The 15,792-nt window shown below is 74.3% G+C and carries 15 protein-coding genes; 7 read left to right on the top strand and 8 right to left on the bottom strand.

The annotated features are described in order from the left end of the window. Window positions 1–178 precede the first annotated feature (178 nt). Together K7862_RS33390 and K7862_RS33395 are read left to right on the top strand one after the other, a co-directional pair. The gene (locus K7862_RS33390) at window positions 179–535 is read left to right on the top strand and encodes an SCO4225 family membrane protein (RefSeq protein WP_222968857.1); all 357 of its coding nucleotides are present in this window, start codon (window positions 179–181) and stop codon (window positions 533–535) included. Between the two features lie 40 nt (window positions 536–575). Then, a complete protein-coding gene (locus K7862_RS33395) occupies window positions 576–1,313 on the top strand; it encodes a maleylpyruvate isomerase family mycothiol-dependent enzyme (RefSeq protein WP_222968859.1) in 738 nt (245 codons plus the stop codon). 83 nt (window positions 1,314–1,396) lie between these two features. Here K7862_RS33395 and K7862_RS33400 read toward each other — a convergent pair whose 3' ends face one another. Further along, a complete protein-coding gene (locus K7862_RS33400) occupies window positions 1,397–1,804 on the bottom strand; it encodes a MarR family winged helix-turn-helix transcriptional regulator (protein ID WP_222968860.1) in 408 nt (135 codons plus the stop codon). An 85-nt stretch (window positions 1,805–1,889) separates the two neighbouring features. Between K7862_RS33400 and K7862_RS33405 the strand changes: the two genes are divergently transcribed. Both K7862_RS33405 and K7862_RS33410 read left to right on the top strand, forming a co-directional pair. Next, window positions 1,890–3,434 carry an MFS transporter gene (locus K7862_RS33405; RefSeq protein WP_222968862.1) on the top strand — a complete coding sequence of 515 codons (1,545 nt, stop codon included), beginning with the start codon at window positions 1,890–1,892 and terminating at the stop codon, window positions 3,432–3,434. Window positions 3,435–3,576: 142 nt separating this feature from the next. After that, window positions 3,577–3,969 carry a DUF6332 family protein gene (locus K7862_RS33410; RefSeq protein ID WP_222968864.1) on the top strand — a complete coding sequence of 131 codons (393 nt, stop codon included), beginning with the start codon at window positions 3,577–3,579 and terminating at the stop codon, window positions 3,967–3,969. Here K7862_RS33410 and K7862_RS33415 read toward each other — a convergent pair. From K7862_RS33415 to K7862_RS33425, 3 genes are all read right to left on the bottom strand, one after another. Continuing rightward, window positions 3,930–4,595 (bottom strand): response regulator transcription factor, encoded by a 666-nt coding sequence (locus K7862_RS33415; RefSeq protein ID WP_222968866.1) that lies wholly within the window; start codon window positions 4,593–4,595, stop codon window positions 3,930–3,932. The two genes, K7862_RS33410 and K7862_RS33415, sit on opposite strands and share 40 nt — an antisense overlap. Next, entirely contained in the window at window positions 4,592–6,043 is a 1,452-nt protein-coding gene (locus tag K7862_RS33420; protein ID WP_222968868.1) for a sensor histidine kinase, read from the bottom strand. Before K7862_RS33420 ends, K7862_RS33415 begins: the two co-directional genes overlap by 4 nt. A 154-nt stretch (window positions 6,044–6,197) precedes the next feature. After that, window positions 6,198–6,923 (bottom strand): TetR/AcrR family transcriptional regulator, encoded by a 726-nt coding sequence (locus tag K7862_RS33425; protein WP_222968870.1) that lies wholly within the window; start codon window positions 6,921–6,923, stop codon window positions 6,198–6,200. Between the two features lie 179 nt (window positions 6,924–7,102). Between K7862_RS33425 and K7862_RS33430 the strand changes: the two genes are divergently transcribed. Continuing rightward, a complete protein-coding gene (locus tag K7862_RS33430; protein WP_222968872.1) occupies window positions 7,103–7,570 on the top strand; it encodes a nitroreductase family deazaflavin-dependent oxidoreductase in 468 nt (155 codons plus the stop codon). A gap of 31 nt (window positions 7,571–7,601) precedes the next feature. Here K7862_RS33430 and K7862_RS33435 read toward each other — a convergent pair whose 3' ends face one another. After that, entirely contained in the window at window positions 7,602–8,849 is a 1,248-nt protein-coding gene (locus K7862_RS33435; RefSeq protein WP_222968874.1) for a geranylgeranyl reductase family protein, read from the bottom strand. A 220-nt stretch (window positions 8,850–9,069) separates the two neighbouring features. On the opposite strand from K7862_RS33435, the gene K7862_RS33440 reads away from it, so the two are divergent. Next, window positions 9,070–10,443 (top strand): dipeptidase, encoded by a 1,374-nt coding sequence (locus K7862_RS33440; protein WP_222968876.1) that lies wholly within the window; start codon window positions 9,070–9,072, stop codon window positions 10,441–10,443. Window positions 10,444–10,486: 43 nt separating this feature from the next. Here K7862_RS33440 and K7862_RS33445 read toward each other — a convergent pair whose 3' ends face one another. Both K7862_RS33445 and K7862_RS33450 read right to left on the bottom strand, forming a co-directional pair. Further along, a complete protein-coding gene (locus tag K7862_RS33445) occupies window positions 10,487–11,521 on the bottom strand; it encodes an NUDIX hydrolase (protein WP_222968878.1) in 1,035 nt (344 codons plus the stop codon). A gap of 455 nt (window positions 11,522–11,976) precedes the next feature. After that, window positions 11,977–13,011: an ROK family protein gene (locus K7862_RS33450; protein WP_222968879.1), complete on the bottom strand. Its 1,035-nt coding sequence runs from the start codon at window positions 13,009–13,011 to the stop codon at window positions 11,977–11,979. 195 nt (window positions 13,012–13,206) lie between these two features. On the opposite strand from K7862_RS33450, the gene K7862_RS33455 reads away from it, so the two are divergent. Then, a complete protein-coding gene (locus K7862_RS33455) occupies window positions 13,207–14,196 on the top strand; it encodes a LacI family DNA-binding transcriptional regulator (RefSeq protein WP_222968881.1) in 990 nt (329 codons plus the stop codon). Window positions 14,197–14,379: 183 nt separating this feature from the next. Here K7862_RS33455 and K7862_RS33460 read toward each other — a convergent pair whose 3' ends face one another. After that, entirely contained in the window at window positions 14,380–15,657 is a 1,278-nt protein-coding gene (locus tag K7862_RS33460; RefSeq protein ID WP_222968883.1) for a DUF6986 family protein, read from the bottom strand. Window positions 15,658–15,792 lie beyond the last annotated feature (135 nt).

Genomic DNA, 15,792 nt, shown 5'->3' on the forward strand with positions numbered 1-15,792 from the left:
GGCAGCGCTGGGGTGTGTGCGGAGGCGGCGCGGGCGCATGCGCAGGCGGCGCGGGACTGCGGGCGGCACAACTTGACGAACGTCACAGGCGCCCGCCCGGCCCCGCGGCGGCATGCTGGTGGACCACGTCCCGGCCCGCCGTCCGGAGGCAGGCCGCCGCGCACCCGCAGGAGGAGCGATGCGGACACCGTCCTGGGTCCTGACCGCGACCGGCCCGATCCACCGCGAACGCGTCTCGCGCGTCTACCTGGGCGTGGTGGCCGCGGCACTGGCGCTGATGCTCCTCGACACCGCGCTGATCTCCCACAGCCACGCCTCCCTGACGGGGGTGCTGCTCCTGCTGCTCACCCTGCCGTGGACGCCGTTGCTGTTCAGCCTGTTCACCACCGTCAGCGGGACCAACGACTCCTTCACGGCGTACGGGTGGTCCGGCTGGACGATCACGGTGATCGCCGCGATCGTCTCCGCGGCGATCAACGCCGCCCTGCTCGGGTACGCGGCGCGGCTGCGCCGGCGGCGGGTCCCGGCACGCTGACCCTCCCGCGCGGCGCCCGTCTCCTGCGACAATCCGCGGCATGAAGACCGACGCGTTCATCGGGACGCTGCGCCGCGAGGGACGACTGCTGGCCGAGGCCGCGGAGCGCTCCGGCCTCGACGCGCCCGTTCCACCGTGCCCGGACTGGCAGGTCAGGGACCTGCTGCGGCACACCGGAGCGGTGCACCGCTGGGCGGCCGCGTTCGTGGCCGAGCAGCGGACGGCCGACGTGGAGTGGGACGAGACCGCGCCGGAGGACCCCCTGCTGGTGGCCTGGTACCGGGACCTGCACTCCGACCTCGTCGGCACCCTCGACACGGCTCCGCCCGACGTGGCCTGCTGGACGTTCCTGCCCGCGCCCTCGCCGCTCGCCTTCTGGGCCCGGCGCCAGGCGCACGAGACGACCATCCACCGCGTCGACGCGGAGGCCGCCCTCGGTGGCGTCCTGACGCCCGTGGACGCGGAGTTCGCGGCGGACGGCGTCGACGAACTGCTCAGCGGATTCCACGTCCGACGCCGCAGCCGGGTGCGTACCGACCGGCCGCGGACGCTGCGCGTGGTGGCGACGGACAGTCCGGGCGGCGACTGGCTGCTGCACCTGTCGCCGGAGCCTCCGGTGGTGGAGCGGGGCGTGACGGGCGCGGCGGACTGCACGCTCGGCGGTCCCGCCGACGCGCTCTATCTGGCGCTCTGGAACCGCGGCCCCTACGACGTGCTGTCGGTGGAGGGTGACGACGAACTGGTGAGCCTCTGGCGCCGGACTTCCGCGGTGATCTGATTCGGCGGTGATCTGATTCGGCGGTGATCTGAGAAGCCGGCCTTCGCCGGGGCGCGCGATCGTCGGCTCGCCCGTCGGTGTGGTCAGCCCTTGACCAGGTCGCCCTTGGGCAGCATCCGCTCCAGGACGGCCCGGTGGCTGGGCCGCGCCTGGTCGTAGCGCGCCCGGCCGGCCTCGGTGATGGCCACCCGCACGCCACGCCGGTCCTCACTGCAGATGCCGCGGTCGACCAGCCCCTCCTTCTCGAGGCGGGCGACCAGCCGGGACAGCGCGCTCTGACTCAGATGCACCCGGTCGGCGAGCTCCTGGACGCGGAACGTGCAGCCGTCCTCGGCGTCGCCGCCGGCCAGCACGTCGAGGACCTCGAAGTCGCTGGCACCGAGTCCGTAGGGGTGCAGCTCGCGGTCGATCTCGCAGGCAGTACGCGCGTGAACTGCGAGGATCTCCCGCCATTCCGCGATGAGCGCCCGCTCGTCCCTGTCGCCGGTCATGTCGCGAGGGTAGCAGAAATCGGACCCATATGCACAAGAATTAAATGCACTTGCATTGGATGCACTTGCATGTAGTGTGTGGCGCATGACCTCTCCGTCATCTCCGTCAACCACTACCGTCCCCCGCACCGAAGAGCGCTGGACGCCCCTGCAATGGGGCACCCTCCTCGTGCTGTGCGCGGCGCTCTTCCTCGACGCCCTCGACGTGTCGATGGTGGGCGTGGCGCTCCCCTCCATCGGCAGCGAACTGCACCTGTCCACGTCCTCCCTGCAGTGGGTCGTCAGCGGCTACATCCTCGGCTACGGCGGCCTGCTGCTGCTCGGCGGCCGCGCCGCCGACCTGCTCGGCAGGCGCCGGGTCTTCCTGACGGCCCTCGCCGTCTTCGCGGTGGCCTCCCTGCTGGGCGGTCTCGTCGACTCCGGATCGCTGCTCATCGCCACCCGCTTCGTCAAGGGCCTGAGCGCCGCGTTCACCGCGCCCGCCGGCCTGTCGATCATCACCACCACCTTCCGTGAGGGCCCGATCCGCAACCGCGCCCTCACCATCTACTCGAGCTGCGGCGCGACCGGCTTCTCCATGGGCCTGGTGCTGTCCGGCCTGCTGACCGAGGCCGGCTGGCGGTGGACCATGCTGCTGCCCGCGCCCGTCGCCCTGATCGCCCTGATCGCCGGCCTGAAGCTGATCCCGAAGACCCCGCGCGAGGACCGCGCGGGACGCGGCTACGACCTGCCGGGCGCCGTCACCGGCACCGCGTCGATGCTCCTGCTCGTGTTCACCGTGGTCTCCGCCTCCAGCGCGGGCTGGGCCTCGGCCCGCACCCTCGGCTCCTTCGCGGGCGTGGCGGCGCTGCTCGCCGCGTTCGTCGTCATCGAACAGCGGTCGTCCCACCCGCTGATCCGCCTCGGCGTGCTGCGCTCCTCCGGCCAGGTGCGCGCCAACATCGGCGGCGCCACCTTCTTCGGCTCCTACGTGGGCTTCCAGTTCCTGGTCACGCAGTACCTGCAGAACGTCCTCGGCTACAGCGCCATGCAGACCGCCCTGGCGTTCCTGCCGGCCGGCGCGCTCGTCGCGATCCTGTCCACCCGGATGGGCCCGATCGTCGACCGGTTCGGCACCCCGCGGGTGATCGCCGTCGGCTTCACCCTCCTGGTCGTCGGTTACGCGCTCTTCCTGCGGATCAACCTGCACCCGAGCTACGCGGCGGTCATCCTGCCCTCGATGCTGCTGCTCGGCGGCGCCTTCGCACTGGCCTTCCCCTCCCTGAACATCCAGGCCACCAACGGCGTCAAGGACCATGAGCAGGGCATGGTCTCCGGCCTGCTCAACACCTCCTTCCAGGTGGGCGGCGCGATCTTCCTGGCGATCGTCACCGCGGTCGTCACCGCCGGCACCGGCTCCGGCGGCGCGGGCAGCTCCGGCAGCGGCACAGCCGCCAAGCAGGCGGTGCTGGACAGTTACCGGCCCGGCCTGTGGGTGGTCGCCGCCATCGGCCTGTTCGGCCTGCTGGTCACGGTGTCCGGCCTGCGCCGCCGCCGGCCCTCCTACGGCATCCTGGTCGCCTCGTCCGCGGACGACGAGGCCCGCGCCGCGGAGGCCGGACGGACCGAACAGGTCGCGGCCCGCGACTGAGACCACGTCGACCCCCGCCTGTCACGGGCGGGTCGAACCGGCCCCGCGCGCGGAGGGAACGCGCGGGGCCGGTTCGCGTCCTGCCCGCCGCCGGTGTCCGCGCGTGCCAGACTGGACGGGCCTCGGGGGCGGGGAGGAACGGATGCGCAGGGGCCGGACGGGCGCCGAACGCGACGCCGTCACAGTCGAGATCGCCTACGCCGCACTGGTCGGCGCCGTGCTCGCCGCGGTGGGATTCCTCGCGGTCGCCGGTCCGGCTCTGGCCGGCGCCGTGCACGGACAGGTCCGCAAGGAGTCGTTCGCCGCAGCGGCGGTCCTGGCCGCCGCCGTGTTCTGCGGTTGGGTGGCACGGACTCTGCGGAGGTTCGAGCGCCAGAACCGGCTGCCCGCGGCGGACACCGCAGGCGCGGACGGACCGCCGCCCCGGGTGCCGCGGCAGCGGGCGGGGCCGCCGGAGGGCGGCCCGGCGGAGAACGCCCCGCGGCCGCCCGGCGATCACCCCAGCCAGCCGGGCCGGACCAGCCCCGACTCATAGGCCAGCACGACCAGTTGGGCCCGGTCGCGGGCTCCCAGTTTCACCATGGTCCGGCTGACGTGCGTCTTCGCGGTGAGCGGGCTCACCACCAGGCGGCGGGCGATCTCCTCGTTGGAAAGGCCGATGCCGACCAGCGCCATCACCTCCCGCTCGCGGTCGGTGAGCTGGTCCAGGCCGGCGGCCGCCGCGGGCTGCTTGGAGCGGGCGGCGAACTCCGCGATGAGCCGGCGCGTCACCCCCGGCGAGAGCAGGGCGTCGCCGCCGACCACCGCCCTGACCGCGCGCAGCAGTTCGTCCGGTTCGGTGTCCTTGACCAGGAAGCCGGACGCCCCGGCCCTGATCGCCTCGAAGACGTACTCGTCGAGTTCGAAGGTCGTCAGGATGACCACCTTCACCTCCGCCAGCGCCGGGTCCGCCGTGATCGAGCGGGTCGCCGCGAGGCCGTCCGTCAACGGCATGCGGATGTCCATCAGCACGGCGTCCGGGGTCTGTTCGCGCACGAGCCGCAGGGCCTGCTCGCCGTCCGCCGCCTCGCCGACGACCTCGATGTCGCTCTGCGCGTCCAGCAGCGCCCGGAAGCCGGCTCTGACCAGGATCTGGTCGTCGGCCAGCAGTACGCGGATCATGGGCGCTCCTCGGCGGTCATCTCGGCGGCGTTCTCGGGGCCGTGCCCGGGGCTAGGCTCGGGGCCGTGCCCAGGGCCGTGCCCAGGGCTGGGCTCGGGGCCGTGCCCGGGGCTGGGCTCGGGGCCGTGCCCGGGGCTGGGCTCGGGAGCCTTTCCCGGGCCGCTTCCGGGGGCCTTCGGGTCGGCGTTCCCGGGCGCGCCTTCGCGGGCCTGGGCGTCGTCCGGCCCGGACGGCCGCCGCTCCGCACCGGGTGGGACGGTGCGGCCCTCGCGCGGGGCGGCGAACGGCAGCCGGGCCAGCACGCGGAATCCGCCGTCCGGCCGCGGTCCCGCCCCGGCCTCCCCGCCGAGCGCGGCCGCCCGCTCGCGCATGCCCACCAGGCCGTTCCCACCGCCGCTGTCGCCACCGGTGACGGCCGGGCCGTCGTCGTCCACCTGCACCCGCACCTCGCCCGGCCCGTAGCGGAGGCGGATGCGGGCGGTGCGCGACCCCGAGTGGCGCACGACGTTGGTGAGCGCCTCCTGGACGATGCGGAAGGCGGCCAGATCGGCGCCGGGAGGCAGCGGCCTGCGGGTGCCCTCGACGGCGACCTCGGCCGTCAGGCCGGCGGCGGCGGCCTGCTCCAGCAGCTCGGGCAGCCGGTCGAGTCCGGGCGCGGGTGCCCGCGGCGCCTCACCGGGCGCGCGCAGGGTGCTGAGCACCTGGCGGACCTCGCCGAGCGCCTCCTTGCTCGCGGCCTTGATGGTGGTCAGCGCGGTGCGCGCCTGCTCCGGACGCTCGTCCATCAGCGCGAGCGCCACGCCCGCCTGCACGTTGATCACCGAGATGCTGTGGGCGAGGACGTCGTGCAGTTCGCGGGCGATCCGCATCCGCTCCTCGTCGGTCCTGCGGCGCTCGGCCTCGGCGCGCTCGCGCCGGTCCCGGGCGATCTGCTCGCGGCGGAGCCGGAAGAGCTCGGCCGCGGCGAGGACCGCGAGCAGCCAGGCCGCCGTCCCGGACAGCTGGGCCCAGGAGATCCGGTGATCCCCGGAGGGCGGCAGATAGCGGTAGAGCCACAGTCCGACCACGGCGTGTCCGGCGAAGACCACACCCGCGACGGCCAGCACGCCCTTGCGGCGGCCGGCGGCCACCGCGCTGAAGAACGCCACGACCAGACTGGCGAAGACCGGGCCCCACGGGTAGCCGAGGACCGTGTAGAGCAGGGTCACGGCGCCGGTGCCGGCCGTCACGCCGACCGGCCGGCGGCGGCGGAAGAGCAGCATGGCCGGCCCGGCGAGCAGCAGCACGTACGCGAGGGCGTCCAGCTGCACCCGCTCGGGCTGGTGACGCCCGGCGACGCTGGTGCCGACGAGCTGGATGAAGGCCAGCACGACCACGGGGAGCCACGTCCGCCGCCCCCCGGCAGGAAAGCCGCGTCGCGGGGGCCCGGACAGCTCCTGGTCGGTCATGGCCCCCACGCTAGACCGCCGCAGGTCGCGGACGCGTCCACCGTGCGTGGGCTGGACGGATACTCCGCGGGGAGTACGGGACGGCTCGCGCCGGGCGGCCCGGGGCGATCAGTGCGGCACGGGTCGGTGCGAGGTCCTTCGGCGCGGCGCAGGTTCAGCGCTCGGGTGCCGGGGTCTCGGCGGGGGTCGGCAGTCCGACCTGCGCGCCCAGCGCGCCGGCGGCCTGGTCGAAGAACGGGCCGCGGGCCTCGACCACCCCGTTGAACTGGCCGAAGACCTCGAAGCTCACGATCCCGAAGACCTGCGCCCAGGCCGCGACGAGCGCCGCGATGGTGGGGATGGGGAGGTCGGGGGCCAGTTCCGACGCCAGGTGGGCGGCGTCGGTGCGGACCGGCTCGGCGAGCGGGCGGCCCTGCGGCGGGCCGAGGAGTCCGTCGCGCTGGGCGTCGCGGACCACGGCGACCAGGGCCAGCCCCACCCGGGAGGCCGGGACGACCGTGTCCTGCGGGGCGGAGTAGCCGGGCACCGGCGAGCCGTAGACCAGGCCGTACTCGTGGGGGTGGGCTATCGCCCAGTCGCGGGCGGCCCGGCAGACGGCCGTCCACCGGTCCGCGGGCGGCTCGCCGGCCGTGGCGGCCAGGGCCTCCTCCGCCGCGGCTCCTATCGCGTCGTAGGCGTCGATGATGAGTGCGGTGAACAGCTCGTCCCGGCTCGGGAAGTACCGGTAGAGGGCCGAGGAGACCATGCCCAGTTCCCGGGCGACCGCCCGCAGCGACAACCGGGCCGCGCCCTCGGCGGCCAGCTGGTTCCTGGCCTCCTGCTTGATCGCCGCGGTCACTTCGGTCCTGGCGCGTTCCCTGGCTCCCTGGATGACACTCATGACGACCAGTGTGCCATGTGCGAGAGCGACGACCAAGAAAGAGAGCACTGCTCTTGCTTTCGCGTGCGAGGGCGTGCAGACTGTTCTCAGGCGAGAGCACTGCTCACAAAACGGGGAAGGTGCTCACAGCCCGCCGCGCACGCGGCGCACCCACCTCTGCGCAGTCATCAGGAGTCGTCATGTCCGAGCAGGCCCCGCACGTCCAGAAGCCCGGCTGGTTCACCGTCAACGTCTTCAACCGCGGTGTCGCCTGGCTGACCCGGCGCGGCATCAGCGTGTGGGGCTCGCGGGTGCTGGAGGTCCGCGGCCGCAAGAGCGGCGAGTGGCGGCGCACGCCGGTCAACGTGCTCACGCTCGACGGCCGGCGCTACCTCGTCGCCCCCCGCGGCCACGTCCAGTGGACGCACAACATGCGGGCGGCGGGCGGCGGCCGGCTGGTGGTCGGCAAGCGGGTGGAGGAGTTCACCGCCACCGAGGTGCTGGACGACGCCGAGAAGACCGCCGTGCTCCGCGGTTACCTCAAGCGCTGGAAGGCGGAGGTGGGTGTCTTCTTCGGCGGCGTCGGTCCCGACTCCTCCGACGAGGAGCTGCTGGCGATAGCACCCAGGCACCCGGTGTTCGCGATCGCCCCCGTCCAGGGCGCGTGAGGTCGTGCGGCCGGGCGCCGCGGGGCCCCGGTCAGGGGCGGTCGACGGCCTCCAGCGCGCGGCGGGCGATGGGGTGGGTGCGCACCAGGTCGGCCAGCGAGCTCTTCCCCCGGGTGATCCCGGCGAAGGCGCGCCAGGCGGGGGGGAAGGACGTGAGCACGGCGTGCAGCAGGCCGGGGCGCTTCTCGAACAGCGTCAGCATGCGCCGGCCGACCCCCATCTCCACGCCGAGCCCGGCCTTCACCGCGAAGGCGTAGTTGAGGGCCTGGCGCCGGGCGTCGACGGCGTCGTGCGACTCGGCGATGCGCACCGCCCACTCCCCCGCCAGGCGGCCGGAACGCAGCGCGTAGGAGATGCCCTCACGCGTCCAGGGCTCCAGCAGGCCGGCGGCGTCGCCGCAGACCAGCACGCGGCCCCGGGACAGCGGCGAGTCGTCGGCGCGGCAGCGGGTGAGGTGCCCGGAGGAGACGCTCGGCTCGAACCCGGCCAGGCCCAGGCGGGCCACGAAGTCGTCGAGGTAGCGCTTGGTGGCGCCACCGTCGCCGCGCGCGGAGATCACCCCGACGGTCAGCGAGTCGCCCTTGGGGAAGACCCAGCCGTAGCTGCCGGGCAGCGGCCCCCAGTCGATGTGCACCCGGCCGGCCCAGTCCTCCGCGACCGACGCGGGCACCGGGATCTCGGACTCCAGCCCGAGGTCGACCTGGTTGAGCTTCACGCCCACGTGCGCCCCTATCCGGCTGGCGCTGCCGTCCGCCCCGACCACGGCCCGGGCATACACGATCTCCTCGCGCTTGCCCTCGGGACCGTTGGAGGTGACGACCACGGCGACGGTGCGCCGGTCGGGCACCCCGGGGCCGTGCTGCTCCACGCGCGAGACGGTCACCCCGGTCCGCACCTCGGCCCCGGCCGCACGGGCGGCGTCGACCAGGCCGGCGTCGAACTCCGGCCGGTTGATGAGCCCGAAGAGCATCTGCCGGGAGCGCTTGGTGCGCGTCAGCCGGCCGTTGAGGCTGAAGGTGACGGCGTGCACCCGGTCGCGCAGCGGGAGTTCGAAGCCGGGCGGCAGGGCGTCGCGGGACGGCCCGATGATGCCGCCGCCGCACGTCTTGTACCGCGGGAGTTCGGCCTTCTCCAGCAGCAGGACCCGCCGGCCGGTGACCGCGGCGGCGTGCGCCGCGGAGGCTCCCGCGGGGCCGGCGCCGACCACCACGACGTCCCACACCGCGAGCGCCTCGCCGTCGCCCGTGCCGCTGTCCTGCGCCGCCTGCTCACCGCTCACGTCTGATTCCGCTCCCGCTCGGGCCCGTTCGACTGCTTCGTGCTGTCATGGCTGTTCAGGCGCATCCTATGCGCCGACGCGCACGGCACGCTGTGGCACCATCGGCTGCGTGCCGTCGGGATGACCGACGGCCGCGGCGACCGCCGCATTCCGGCGGCCCGCCGGACGGGCGGCGTGAGCTGCCCGTCGACGTGTTCGTCTGTCCGCACAAGGAGTTCTCATGCCGTCCGTTCCGCTGTCCGAGACCGTGGCCGCACTGATCCCGCGCGCCAGGACCGAGCTCGCCGAACTGGTGTCGTTCGCCTCGGTCGCCGACGAGCGGCAGTTCCCGAAGAGCGAGAGCGACAAGGCCTCGGCGTGGATCGCGGACGCTCTGCGCGCCGAGGGCTTTCAGGACGTGGCCCTGCTCGACACCCCGGACGGCACGCAGTCGGTGTACGGCTTCCTGCCCGGCCCCGCCGACGCCCCGACGGTGCTGCTCTACGCGCACTACGACGTGCAGCCGCCGCTCGACGAGTCGGCGTGGCTGTCCCCGCCGTTCGAGCTGACCGAGCGCGACGGACGCTGGTACGGACGCGGCGCGGCGGACTGCAAGGGCGGCGTGCTGATGCACCTGACGGCGCTGCGGGCGCTGCAGGAGCAGGGCACCGTCCCGGTCAACGTCAAGGTGATCGTGGAGGGTTCCGAGGAGCAGGGCACCGGCGGCCTGGAACGGTACGCCGAGCAGCACCCCGACCTGCTGGCCGCGGACACCATCGTCATCGGCGACGCGGGCAACTTCCGCGTGGGCCTGCCCACCGTCGTCTCCTCGCTGCGCGGCATGGTGCTGCTGGAGGTGCGGGTGGCCACCCTGGGCGGCAACCTGCACTCGGGCCAGTTCGGCGGAGCGGCCCCCGACGCGCTGGCCGCCCTCATCAGCATGCTGGCCTCGCTGCGCGACGCGAGGGGCGCCACCACCGTCGACGGCCTGGAGGCGTCCGGCGTGTGGCGCGGTCTCGCCTACGACGAGGCCGACTTCCGGCGCGACGCCAAGGTGCTCGACGGCGTCGGGCTGATCGGCACCGGAAGCATCTCCGACCGGCTGTGGGCCCGTCCCGCGGTCACCGTGCTGGGGATCGACGCGCCCCCCGTCGTCGGCGCCACCCCGTCGGTGCAGGCGGAGGCCGGCGCCCTGGTGAGCCTGCGGGTTCCGCCGGGGTTCGACTCGGCCACCGCCGCGGAGGCGCTGACCGCGCACCTGCGTGCCGCGGCGCCGTGGGGCGCTCGGGTCGAGGTGACCAAGCGCGGCAACGGTGAGCCGTTCGCGGCCGACACCAGCAGCCCGGCGTACACCGCGATGGCCGAGGCGATGCAGGAGGCGTACGGGCAGGACATGGCCATCGCGGGCAACGGCGGCTCCATCCCGCTGTGCAACACCCTGGCGAAGCTCTACCCGCGCGCGGAGATCCTGCTGATCGGGCTGAGCGAGCCGGAAGCGCAGATCCACGCGGTCAACGAGAGCGTGTCGCCGCAGGAGTTGGAGAAGCTCGCGCTCACCGAGGCGCTCTTCCTGCGCCGTTACGCCGCCGCGCAGTCGGCGGGCCAGGGGGTCTGACCCGCTGCCGCACGGCGGCACGGCAGGCGGTGGGCGGGCGCGGTCACTCGGCGGGGTGACCGGCCTCCAGGTTGAGCGGGCGGCCCTGCTCCCGCGCGCGCAGCGCCCACCGCAGCCGGTCGAGCCGCACCGGCGGCAGCAGTCCGGCCGCCTCGTCCTCGGTGACGAAGCGCCACTCACGCAGCTCGGACCGCGGCAGCAGCAGCCGCCCGATGTCGGCGCTCGGCATGCGCCCGCCGTCGAACAGCAGCCGCAGGCCGCCGTACCCCGGCGGCCGCGGCGGCTCCCAGTCCACGACGAGCAGTTCGAGACCGCGGGTCAACTCGATTCCGAGCTCTTCGGCGACCTCGCGGTAGCCCGCCCGGGCCGGCGACTCGCCGCGCTCGACCACGCCCCCGGGGAACTCCCAGCCGGGCTTGTAGGTGGGGTCGACCAGCAGCACGCGGTCGTCCTCGTCGAAGAGCAGCACGCCGGCGGCGACCGTCTCCGCCCGCGGTTCCGGGGTCTGCACGATCCCGCAGGCGCCCGCGCCGCGGCCGACCGCATCGGCGACCCGGGACGCGGTCTGCTCGGGCGTCAGTCCGGCGGTGGACATCACGTGCGCGTCCGCGCTCAGCCAGGGCAGCGCGGCCTGGTAGTCCGCGATGCGGTCCAGAGCCCACTGCCGGGCGGCGTCGTCCGCCTCGGGGTTCCCGGGATGGTCGGCCCTGGTGGCGATCCGGGAACGCAGGATCGTTTCTCCGGGATCGAGCACGACATGACGGACCTCGATCCCCCGGGCCGCGAGGCCGCCGAAGATCTCGTCGCGGTGCTCCTGGCGCAGCAGGGACATGGGTGTCACGAGGACACCGCCGACCTCGGCGAGCAGGCAGGCGGCGGTCTCCACGACCAGCCGCCGCCAGATGGGCAGTTCCTGGTAGTCGGTGACTTCCTGGAGCCTTTTCTCGGGCAGCAGCCGGCGCAGGCCGCATCCCAGCACCTCGGGTTCGTACAGGGTGCTCTCCGGTATCAGGTCAAGCAATGCGCGGCCCGCGCAGCTCTTGCCCGCGCCGAACGCCCCGTTCACCCAGATGATCACGGTGCCCCCTTCTCCGTAGACCCCTACGAATTGCCCGGATCCGCGCCCCCACCAAACGCCGTGGGGCCGCGTCCGACGCGTACCGGTCGCCCGGGGCACCTTTTCCGGCGGCGCACCGCCGTCCCTCACTCCCCTGCTTGCCCGGTTCGCCCGGATGAGACCTGCGGTACGCAGGCTCCGCAGGAATCCGCGACGCCCCGATGCCGGACCGCCGGCACCGCACGTCGGGCACTCGGCGTTCCGGGCACTCGCCCCGCACACCGCGGCGCCGGGAGGCGAAGGAAGGCCTGCCCGAGACCCGGCAGACCCCAGCCCTCTCGGCGCCCCGTGAGCCGCGTGCCCCGTTTCCGGGGCCGCGAAGCTCGTTCGGGGCGCAGAAAGGGGCCAGGGCCGCTCAGGCGCGCTTCAGCACCGCACCCGGGCCGTCAAGGGCCCGACTCGGCGACCTCTGCGGCTCAGGCGGGCAGCGGGGCCGCCGGGCCCGGGTCGGGGCTGGAGGGAGCGATGGGCTCGGGAACCGGCCCGGAGGTGAAGCTCGCGATGTCCAGGGCCTGCGCCGCGGCCGCCGCGGCGCCGACCAGACCCGCGTCGGTCCCCAGCTTCGCCGGGACCACGTCGACGCCCGCGGCGAAGGACAGGGTCGCGTAGCGGGTCAGGTGCTCGCGCAGCGGGTCGAAGAGGATCGGGCCGGCGTTGGCGACCCCGCCGCCGACGACGGCCACGTGGATCTCGACGAGCGTCGCGGTCGCCGCGATCCCCGCCGCCAGCGCCTGAGCGGCGCGGTCGAAGGACGCCAGGGCGATCGGGTCGCCCGCGCGGGCGGAATCCGCGACCGCGGCCGCCGTGGGCTGGGCGCCGGCCGGCGGCTGCCAGCCCTGGTCCAGCGCCCGGCGCGCGATGTTCGGCCCGGACGCGATCCGCTCGACGCAGCCGCGCGACCCGCAGGGGCACAGGTCGCCGTCCAGGTCGACGCTGATGTGCCCGATGTGGCCCGCGTTGCCGGTCGGCCCGGGCAGCAGTGAGCCGCCCAGCACCAGGCCGCCGCCGACCCCGGTGGAGACGACCATGCACAGCGCGTTGTCGTAGCCGCGCGCCGCGCCCTGCCAGTGCTCGGCGGCGGTCATGGCCACGCCGTCGCCGGTGAGGACCACCGGCAGCCCGCCGCTCGCCCGGGAGACCCGCGCGACCAGGGGGAACTCACGCCACCCGGGAACGTTCACCGGGCTGACCGTGCCGTGCGCGGCGTCCACCGGTCCCGCACTGCCGATTCCGACGGCGACCGCGCCGGACCACTGCGGGGCGTCCGCGAGTTCACCGAGGACCTCGGTCACCGCCCGCAGGACCGTCTCACCGTCCTCTCCCGCGGGCGTGGGCCGCAGGGCCCGGGCGAGCAACCGCCCCTCGCTGTCGACAAGTGCACCGGCGATCTTCGTTCCGCCGATGTCCAGTGCGGCCACCAGGGAACCGGTCGCGCCGTGGGGGGACTGCATCGCTGGGTGCTCTCCTTGTCGTTTCGCCGCACTGCGCCGTGCATGTCCGGTGCTGTCGGGGGTGTTGACACTAAGGGTTCCGCACGGAGCGGCCCCAGGAGTAGTCTCGCCTGACCTTGACAACGTTGTCCATCTCTCGCCGCAGGGAATACTACGACCGTGACCCAAACACCTGGACGTACACCCCGGCCCACGATGAAGGATGTCGCCGCCCGAGCGGGCGTCGGCCTCAAGACGGTCTCCCGCGTGGTCAACGAGGAAGCGGGCGTCACGCCCGACACCGTGGCCCGCGTCCAGGCGGCGATCGAGGCGCTCGGCTTCCGGCGCAACGACAGTGCGCGACTGCTGCGCACCCGGCGCACGTCGAGCATCGGCCTGGTGCTGGAGGACGTCGCGGACCCCTTCTACGCGGCGCTCAGCCGGGCCGTGGAGGACGTGGCCCGGGCGCACGGGGCGCTGCTCTTCACCGGCTCCAGCGCCGAGGACCCCAGACGCGAGCAGGAACTCGTGCTGGCGTTCTGCGCGCGGCGGGTGGACGGGCTGGTCGTGGTGCCCGCCAGTGACGACCACCGCTACCTGAGCCCGGAGATCGAGGCCGGCGTCGCGACGGTCTTCGTCGACCGCCCTGCCGGGCATCTGGACGCGGACGTCGTGCTCACCGACAACGCCGGCGGTGTGCGGGACGGCGTGGCCCACCTCATCGCCCACGGCCACCGCCGGATCGGCTTCATCGGCGACCAGCCCGGCATCCACACGGCGGCCGAGCGTCTGCGCGGGTACCGGGAGGCGATGGCCGGGGCGAACCTGCCCGTGGGCGCGGACTGGATCGCGATGGGTCCGACGACCCCGGAGAGCGTGCGGGCGGCCCTCGGCACCATGCTGTCGGGGCCGGAGCCCGTGACGGCGCTGCTCGCGGGCAACAACCGGGTCACCGTGACGGCGGTCCGCGTGCTGTCCGGGCTGCCGCGGCCGGTCGCCCTCGTCGGCTTCGACGACTTCGAGCTCGCGGATCTGCTGAGTCCGCCGGTCACCGTCGTGGCGCAGGACGCGCCCGGGCTGGGGCGGACGGCGGCGCAGTTGCTGTTCCGGAGGCTGGACGGGATGGCCGGGGAGGAGCCGTCGCGGACCGAGCTTTCGGCTCGGTTGATCCCGAGGGGGTCCGGCGAGATCCCGCCCTCGCCGTAGGAGTTCCCCCGGGCTCGCCCGGGACCCACGTCCTCAGCCACGGCTCTGCGCGGGCCCGCGCCTGCCCTCGGGATCGAGCCTGGCGGACCTCGCACTCCCGAATCACGTGCCGTTCGTCCACTTGTCGGGGGCAGCCCAGGAGGTGCCCGAGTCCATCTCCCGCAGGCCGGGGCGGGGTTGGGGTCAGGGGGTGAGCGGGGGGCGGGCGGAGAGGGCGAGGAGCTGTGCATGGGAGAGGGAGGCGGCCGCGGCCACTTCGGAGGGACCCAGCGCCCCGCAGTCCAGCCCGCGCAGTACGAACTCGCTGAGGGCCCGGGCTGTGGCCGGCTCGTCCATCACGGCCCCGCCGGTCTTGCGGACGTACGCCGCGAGGCGCCCCGCCGCCGCGCCCAGCCCCTCGCGGTAGAACGCGTACACCGCCGCGTAGCGGGTCGGCAGATGGGCCGGGTGCATGTCCCAGCCCTGGTAGTACGCCCGGGCGAGCGAGCGGCGGACCAGGCCGTAGTGCAGCCGCCAGGCCGCCCGGACCTGCTCGGTCGGGCCGACGGGCAGCACATTGGTCGAGCCGTCGGAGAGCCGCACCCCCGTCCCCGCGGCGGCGACCTGCATGACGGCCTTGGCGTGGTCGGCCACCGGGTGGTCCATCGACTGGTGGGCCGGGCTCACCCCGCACGCCGCGCTGTAGTCGAACGTGCCGTAGTGCAGCGCTGTGGCCCGGCCCCCGGCCGCGTCGATGAGCAGCGGCACCGCCGACCGGCCGTCGGGCCCGAGGATCGCCTGCGTGGTCTCGATCTGGATCTCGAAGCCGAGCCGTCCCTCGGGCAGCCCGGCCGCCCGCTCGAACTCCCCGCACAGGCGGGCCATCGCGGCCACCTGGGCGGGAAACGTGACCTTGGGGAGCGTGAGCACCAGCCCGGCGGGCAGCGCCCCGGCGTCCAGCAGCGTGGTGAGGAAGAGGTCGAGCGTGCGGATGCCCCGGTCGCGGACGGCCGCCTCCATGCACTTCATGCGGATGCCGACGAACGGGGGCGCGGTGCCGTCGGCCACCGTCGCGGACACCGTGCGGGCGGCGGCCACCGCGGCGCCGTCCTCCTCCGCGTCGGGCCGCGTCCCGTACCCGTCCTCGAAGTCGATCCGCAGGTCCTCCACCGGCTCCCGCAGCAGCTTGGCCCGCACGCGGTCGTAGACCTCGGCGGCCAGCTCGCCGGGGAGGCCGACGGCCTCCGCGAGCGCGTCCGGGTCGGGCGCGTGCGCGTCGAGTGCGGCGAGCGCCTGGTCGCCCCACTCCCGCACGGTGTCCGCGGTGAAGGCGTCCGCCGGCACGTACACCGTGTGCACGGGCTGCCGCGTGCCCGGGTCGCCGGGGTAGCGCCTGGCCAACTCGGCGTCGGTGGCGGCCAGCCCGGCACCGACCTCCGCTCGTACCGTGTCCGCCAGCGTCGTTCCGCCTGCCTGCGCCATGAGCCGCACCCTCCCGATTTTTCAACAAATCGTTGAAAGGAAGCTAGCCCGGCGCCCGGTACAGGGTCAACAGGCAACGCGACGGCCCCCGGACGCGAGGTGCGCGTCCGGGGGCCGTCGGCGCAAGCCGCCCTC

The sequence above is a fragment of the Actinacidiphila acidipaludis genome (assembly GCF_019890725.1).
In the GTDB taxonomy this organism is placed as follows: Bacteria; Actinomycetota; Actinomycetes; order Streptomycetales; family Streptomycetaceae; genus Actinacidiphila; species Actinacidiphila acidipaludis.

Bases quoted from the DNA above. Each gene is read 5' to 3' on its own strand.
- K7862_RS33400 (WP_222968860.1), bottom strand. From the start codon at position 1,804: ATGACCGGCGACAGGGACGAGCGGGCGCTCATCGCGGAATGGCGGGAG.
- K7862_RS33455 (WP_222968881.1), top strand. From the start codon at position 13,207: ATGAAGGATGTCGCCGCCCGAGCGGGCGTCGGCCTCAAGACGGTCTCC.
- K7862_RS33425 (WP_222968870.1), bottom strand. From the start codon at position 6,923: ATGAGTGTCATCCAGGGAGCCAGGGAACGCGCCAGGACCGAAGTGACC.
- K7862_RS33440 (WP_222968876.1), top strand. From the start codon at position 9,070: ATGCCGTCCGTTCCGCTGTCCGAGACCGTGGCCGCACTGATCCCGCGC.
- K7862_RS33460 (WP_222968883.1), bottom strand. From the start codon at position 15,657: ATGGCGCAGGCAGGCGGAACGACGCTGGCGGACACGGTACGAGCGGAG.
- K7862_RS33390 (WP_222968857.1), top strand. From the start codon at position 179: ATGCGGACACCGTCCTGGGTCCTGACCGCGACCGGCCCGATCCACCGC.
- K7862_RS33420 (WP_222968868.1), bottom strand. From the start codon at position 6,043: ATGACCGACCAGGAGCTGTCCGGGCCCCCGCGACGCGGCTTTCCTGCC.
- K7862_RS33450 (WP_222968879.1), bottom strand. From the start codon at position 13,011: ATGCAGTCCCCCCACGGCGCGACCGGTTCCCTGGTGGCCGCACTGGAC.
- K7862_RS33415 (WP_222968866.1), bottom strand. From the start codon at position 4,595: ATGATCCGCGTACTGCTGGCCGACGACCAGATCCTGGTCAGAGCCGGC.
- K7862_RS33395 (WP_222968859.1), top strand. From the start codon at position 576: ATGAAGACCGACGCGTTCATCGGGACGCTGCGCCGCGAGGGACGACTG.
- K7862_RS33405 (WP_222968862.1), top strand. From the start codon at position 1,890: ATGACCTCTCCGTCATCTCCGTCAACCACTACCGTCCCCCGCACCGAA.
- K7862_RS33430 (WP_222968872.1), top strand. From the start codon at position 7,103: ATGTCCGAGCAGGCCCCGCACGTCCAGAAGCCCGGCTGGTTCACCGTC.
- K7862_RS33410 (WP_222968864.1), top strand. From the start codon at position 3,577: ATGCGCAGGGGCCGGACGGGCGCCGAACGCGACGCCGTCACAGTCGAG.